General features: G+C 42.8%; 5 protein-coding genes. 3 read left to right on the top strand and 2 right to left on the bottom strand.

Annotation, left to right across the window (positions count from 1 at the left end):
- Positions 1-494: 494 nt before the first annotated feature.
- Together AC5JM2_RS13085 and AC5JM2_RS13090 are read left to right on the top strand one after the other, a co-directional pair.
- A complete protein-coding gene (locus AC5JM2_RS13085; protein ID WP_495835308.1) occupies positions 495-1,628 on the top strand; it encodes an RpoD/SigA family RNA polymerase sigma factor in 1,134 nt (377 codons plus the stop codon).
- A 607-nt stretch (positions 1,629-2,235) separates the two neighbouring features.
- Positions 2,236-3,036, top strand: coding sequence for a DUF1838 family protein (locus tag AC5JM2_RS13090; RefSeq protein ID WP_495835309.1), 801 nt, complete (start codon positions 2,236-2,238; stop codon positions 3,034-3,036).
- A gap of 88 nt (positions 3,037-3,124) precedes the next feature.
- Here the strand turns inward: AC5JM2_RS13090 and AC5JM2_RS13095 are convergent, their stop codons facing one another.
- A complete protein-coding gene (locus AC5JM2_RS13095; RefSeq protein ID WP_495835310.1) occupies positions 3,125-3,604 on the bottom strand; it encodes a hypothetical protein in 480 nt (159 codons plus the stop codon).
- A 202-nt stretch (positions 3,605-3,806) separates the two neighbouring features.
- Here AC5JM2_RS13095 and AC5JM2_RS13100 point away from each other — a divergent pair, with 202 nt between their 5' ends.
- Positions 3,807-4,697, top strand: a complete 891-nt coding sequence (locus AC5JM2_RS13100; RefSeq protein ID WP_495835311.1) for a VOC family protein — start codon at positions 3,807-3,809, stop codon at positions 4,695-4,697.
- A 510-nt stretch (positions 4,698-5,207) separates the two neighbouring features.
- On the opposite strand, the gene AC5JM2_RS13105 is transcribed toward AC5JM2_RS13100, so the two are convergent.
- Positions 5,208-6,446 carry a formylglycine-generating enzyme family protein gene (locus tag AC5JM2_RS13105; RefSeq protein WP_495835312.1) on the bottom strand — a complete coding sequence of 413 codons (1,239 nt, stop codon included), beginning with the start codon at positions 6,444-6,446 and terminating at the stop codon, positions 5,208-5,210.
- Between the last annotated feature and the right edge of the window lie 139 nt (positions 6,447-6,585).

A 6,585-nucleotide genomic window follows, 5' to 3' on the forward strand; every position in this document is an offset into this window, starting at 1 on the left:
GAGAATTTTCATTAAGGAGGGTTGGAAAGATTTTATCATCAAGAAAAAATTAGCAACATATGTGTTAATAGCCTGAAAAATGTTAATGGATGCAACTACCAAAATTAGTTAAGAACTGTATCTATCTGTAACCAACAAATGAAATCAACTGAGGTTTAAGTGTTAAGAATGAAGTATGAACCAACCCCAAAAATAAAAAATTAACGGGTTTGTGTGAGAGTGTTCCCTGTTAGATCGTACTTCTACTTTGATCCCAACTTATGGTAAGTATTGACATTTTTTTAAAAGTCATCCGCTTAATACACTTTTACCAAAGCATGAGCTTCCAGTGATCACAGATAGATACTGTTGTTCAAAATCACACAACTTTTGGGCAAATATTTGTATCTTGTCATGTGGCGGGTGCCTTTATCTTTGAGGAGAATTAACAAGCTTCGCCAGAGTAGCTGTCATTAACTATGTACCAAACAGAGCAATAATCTCTGAGGGAAACTATGAATATAGCTGAATTGGGAACAATGGAGACAATGGGAACTGCTGCCGATAATGAAGAATTGTTTATTACGTTAGATGCAGTGGCAGAAGATGAGTCCCTAATTGTAGTAGAAAATATAGAAGCCGAAGATCGCGATGGAGACCGGATGGCGGCGGCGCGTCCTTCGGGATATAATAAAACCGAGTATGACGATGCTGTTGGCGCATTTTTTAAAGAAATGGCTCGCTATCCCTTGCTAAAGCCAGATGAAGAGGTGGAATTAGCGCGTAGAGTCCGGTTTTTAGAAGAGATTAGGGAATTACAAGCTTCCTTACTTGAAAAGCTAGAAGATCAGCCGAATAAGGAAACTGTTGCTTCTCACATAGGAATGACAGAAAAACAACTGGAACATCGGTTGTATCAAGGGCGGGTTGCAAAACGTAAAATGATCCGCTCAAACCTACGGTTGGTTGTTTCTATTGCTAAGCGATATTTAAATAGGGGAGTTCCTTTTCTAGATTTAATTCAAGAAGGAGCAATGGGGTTAAATCGTGCGACAGAAAAATTTGACCCCGATAAAGGATATAAGTTTTCTACTTATGCCTATTGGTGGATAAGACAAGCAATTACGCGGGCTATAGCTAATGATGCGCGGACAATTCGCTTGCCAATTCATATTGTTGAAAAACTTAACAAACTGAAAAAAGCGCAACGAGAACTAAAACAGAGATTAGGGCGCAACCCATCCGAACAGGAAATGGCAGAAGCTTTGGATGTTCCCGCCCAACAACTACGCCAGCTACAACAACTACGACGACAAGCACTGTCCCTCAATCATCGTGTTGGTAAAGAAGAAGACACAGAATTGATGGATTTGCTAGAAGATGAAGATAACCTCTCTCCAGAGGCGAAAATGAATGAAAGCATGATGCGCCAGGAGATTTGGGAAGTTTTAGGTGACGTACTTACTCCACGAGAAAAAGACGTCATCTCTCTACGGTATGGTTTAATTACTAGTGAACCTTGTACCTTGGAAGAAGTTGGTACTATGTTCAATCTTTCCCGCGAGCGAGTACGACAAATTCAAAGCAAAGCTATGCGAAAGTTACGGCGTCCTCACATAGCCAAACGCTTAAAAGGGTGGCTGGTGTAGTTGAAAGTCAACAGCAGGACACTACTTGTGTAGGCGGGTTCCCCGACTTAAGCAAAGTGTCCTTTGACAACTCAAAAGCCAAAAATCTAGAACGATTGACTATAACTATAAATTATGGGCTAATAACTAACAATTAATAACTAATAACTAATGACCTCGCATAACGATTTAATTTTGCGTTCTCGATTTTTTGTATTGTAAATATTCATATAGCAGTCTTATTTCATTCGTGAAAGTGCCTGCGCTCTGCGCTTAAAAACAAAGTATATTATTTGTACATCCTTCTTTCCTGTTGCCTAGCGAAGTTGAGTATTACTTATCTCCATAAACAAAATATTCTTCATCACTCTTCCCCCATTACCAAACTCTAGGTGATAATTGCGAGCAAAAGTCTTTGAGGATGAATGGAACTGAGATCTTGCACCATTCTCAATAACTCTAAGGTGGGCACTGCCCACAACGTAAAAATAGGAGTTTCAGCGAACGAGAAACAGTGCCCAACGCCAGATGCTCCAAGCCGGGAAACCCGTCCAACGCACTGGCTCCCCTACAAAAATTGCTAGGTGATAATTGCGAGCAAAAGTCTTTGAGGATGAATGGAATAAACATGAGTGATTACTTAGATGACTACGAACTTAATAACCTTGATTTTTATCGAAAAAATCATGGATTACAGCTTTATTACAACTGGTCTGGGGAAATTTGGTGGCAAGAAAAACCAGACTTGCCAAGGGAGAAATTGTTCTCTATTATTGGCATGAATGCGACGAAAGTCTTTATCAAGCCTAGTCCTGAATACGGCGAAGTTGGGTATCGTATCAATAGAGAATTGGGTTTATTTTGTGACCCAGTTACGCAAGAAATTTTGACTTACTGGAAGTCACCAGAAGCAAATCAAGCATTACCAGTTGTACATATTGCTAACCGAATTGTACAAGGCTCTGTCAAACCAAAGAAATTTGTCATACCCAAAGGTAGTGGATATATCACCTCTGTAATGGAAATCCCTTTGGAATATCCGCATCCGTTAGCAGGAGATAGTAAATACTCGGATTATTGCCCTGGGGAAAAGTTTAAGGGAGTTGAATACTTCACATCAAATATTTGCCGACCGGATGCTTCTGATGTCCCTCCTGCCCAGTGGGCGAGGGACTGTCCTTGGATGCCCTGGATGAAGTTAGGATATGGTCATCCAGCTAAATTAAGGTTTGAAACAACAATATCTAGAGTAGATTCTTTTGAGCAACTTAATCCGAAATTGGTCAAGCTGGTGAGGGAAAAAGTACCAATTTATGAATTCACGCCCACCGAAAGTGATGAACCGAATATCACGAGCATTCAGTACTTTAAGAAACACTTTGAATCCTATTTAAGGGGCGATGTTTTCCCAATTGAGGAAACCTCTTGAGAGGGAACGCTTAACAGTGAACAGTTACCAGTGAACAGTGAAAACTGGTAACTGGTAACTGATAACTGATTTAATTCATAAGCTCATTTTATTTACTACCCACAGGTTCAGCTTTCTCAACTGAGTTATTATTTAATCCCAAAGTTAATTGCAAAGAAGTCTGTGAGGGATACGCCTTCACCACCTCTCGATAAACCTGATAGTTCGTGGGTAGTTTTCTTTGGTCCTCTCCCACTTTATACTTGAGTTCGTACTTCACAGATTTTAACAATTCGGGACTAGTTGCCTCTTGGGATTTTTTGCGTTGTTCGATTTCATCTACTGAGGGTCGCGGTGGTAAACTAGACCACCATAAACCCTTATCATCAGGACCAGTCACTGCTCCTTCTGGCTTCAAGCCGTTACGATTAAGTAAGGAAGTGGTGGCAAAAGTTTCAAAGCGTGGTACTTGTTCATTGGCGAGGTCATCGGCATACTTAACTTGCCAGGTATAAGTGGTGAGGGCTGTGGCTTCATACTGGTTAGTGGTTAAGCTGTCGCAACTAGTCAGTGTGAGCGTGGTCAACATAGCTACTGCTGTGATCAAAAAAATTGGCTTTTGCCTTATCTTTAGAAAATGCATAGTCTGCTTGTCGCGCTTGTTCTTCAGAAATTTTAAGCTGACTGGGTGGAAATTAAAGACTTCAAGTTAACCGGGTTTTGCAACGTTGCCAACATTGTTTGTTCTGGAGTGCTAACGTCAAATCAATTCAAGACGCAAAGGAGAAAAAATGGTACAAGTAGCAAAGATAGGTCATGCTGGATTTAAAACGCCAGATGTAGAAGCTATGCTGGCATACTATACAGAAATTCTGGGGTTTACTCTGACCGAACGAGGCTCTGATGGAGCCGTCTATTTAAGCTGTGCAGTAGATCATCATACAATCATTCTCTATCCCTCGACACAGACCGGTCATAATCACTTTGCTTTTCAGATTGATAGCACTCAGACATTGAAAGAGGCAGCCAAACAACTGCGTGACGCAGGCATTCAGGTAGAGCAAAAAACAGATGCCCAACCAGGAATACCGGAACTGCTTGAGTTTTGCGATCCAGAAGGACATACTCTCCAGTTATATTCAACGATTCAACAAGTTAGTCATGGGTTTCGAGAAACAGGCATCGTCCCTGAAAAATTAGGGCACGTCGCCATGTTTGTGCATGATGTCCATAAATGTGTTGATTTTTATCAGAACATGTTAGGCTTCCGCGTGTCTGACTGGCTCGAAGATCACTTTGTCTTCATGCGATGTAATCCGGATCACCATACTATGAATTTTTTGCAGTCTAAACAGCAAAAAATGTTCCACATTGCCTTTCAATTACGAGACTGGGCACATATGCAAACCGCTTGTGATTTTTTGGCAAGGCACAAGATTACCCCTCTTTGGGGACCAGTACGCCACGGGATAGGACATAACATCGCTACGTATCATAAAGACCCCGACAAAAACATAGTCGAAGTATTTACCGAAATAGATGTTATGCTCAACGAAGATCTAGGGTATTTTGAACCCCGGCCCTGGCACGAAGATTTTCCTCAAAGACCGAAAGTATGGAAAGATACTTCGCAAGCCGTGGCTCACTGGGGCGGATTACCACCCAAGGAATTAATGGATTGACCAAGAAAGGGGTGTAGGGGTATGGGGGTGTAGGGGAGCCAGTACTGATAGCGAAGCGTGGCACTTTGTGCCATAGGAGGGTTTCCCTCCGTAGGTATCTGGCGTGTGTAAGGGAAAGAACAAATTTTCTTTGTTGCCACGCCGCCGGAACAAGGACACAAGCTCCTTATTTTAATAATGGAAGGAAAAAGAAAAGAAAGCGGTTTGAGAGGTTCTTCGGGGAGAGTGTCACCCGTAATTTCGTACACACAACTCTTTTGACTGCTTGATCCGGCATTCAGTACCAGTATTTTCATGGTTAGCAGAAACCGATTTTTAAAGTGGTTATGGCACTAACAATTATGAGATGGTTTTAGTTGATAAACATCTGTCTTATGTGCTGTGTCTCGAATATTTTTTTGGCAGTTTGCATCTGACTGCAATACATCTTTGATCCACCTGCGGCGGAAGAAGGGAAAAGTAAAGAAGTGTAAAGAGCAAAAGCGCAAAAGAGCAAAGGGCAAGGAGTCCTCACGCAACCACGCACACCAACCGAAAACCGACATCGGTGAGACGACCATCGGGGAGCTCCCTAACGCGAGACGCCGAGCGGCAATTGCTTGGACCGGCGTACCATGAACCGCCACGAAGCAGCTTTTGAACGTTTGTACTACCTTGCGTTAACCATGCACTACCATCAGTGGGTGCGCCTTGGTAACTATCATGCCACTCATCCTGACACCACTCCCAAACATTACCGTGCATATCATATAAACCAAAGGCATTGGGTGGAAAACTCCCCACATTTGTTGTCTGTTCGCGATATTGACCTTTTGGTCCAGAGGCGTGAGTATAACTTCCGTTGTAATTTGCTAAGTCAGTTGTAATCGTTTCGCCAAAGTAGAAAGGTGTAGTTGTTCCTGCACGAGCTGCATATTCCCATTCTGCCTCGCTCGGTAATCTGTAGGTGCGTCCCGTCTTCTGACTTAAGCGTTTGCAGAATTCCACAGCATCATTCCAACTGACCTGTTCCACTGGACGCTTTTCTCCTTTAGACTTGGAAGGGTTGTTACCCATAATTGCCTGATACTGCGCCTGAGTCACTTTATACTTGCCCATAAAAAACCCAGGAACCGTGACTTGATGTTGTGATCCTTCAGATGAAGATCTTTTTTGTTCTCCTGGTGGTGAACCCATGAGAAATGTACCACCTGGTATCTGTACCATCTCCAAGGTGACACCATTCCCCAAGTCTTGGGCGAAGTATTTCGCCTGAAGGTTACTGCGGTTGTTAATATTTCCCTGTGCATCAACAGTGACAGTTTCAAAATTAAAGGTTTGTAGGGATTGGGCAACATCGGCTTTCCGTCCGAAAACACCTTGCAAAAGCCATTCTCCGACAATAGCCAAACCAACTCCAGTTCCTATGAACCCTAACATTTGAATAACTTGCCGTCGCGGTATTGGCGTTGACTGCGGTGTTGACTGCGATGCTGGTTGTCGTTTTGGTTTTGGCGGTGCTGGAAATGCTTCCAACGCTTCTGCTGCTGATTGATAGCGTTCATTGAAGCGATAGCGCACCATCTTTGTTAAAATATCAGCAAATCTCTCGCTAACATTTGCCCAATTCCGCCAAACGACTTCGCCATTCGTGGGATCTCTTGGCAAGTCGTGAGGCTGTATACCAGTGAGGGCAAAAATAGCCAGCATTCCCACCGCATAGACATCACTCGATAGTTTTGGATATCCGATAGCTTGTTCGTTAGGCATATAACCCGCAGTACCAATGGCAACTGAAGCGCTGGTTTTTCCTTGAATATTGACTAAAGTGGTGATTTCTTTGACCGCACCAAAGTGGTAGAGTCGATGGCGGGTATTATCCCGCGCACCTCTGTGTTAGATCCGAGCG

The organism is Brasilonema angustatum (genome assembly GCF_059505445.1).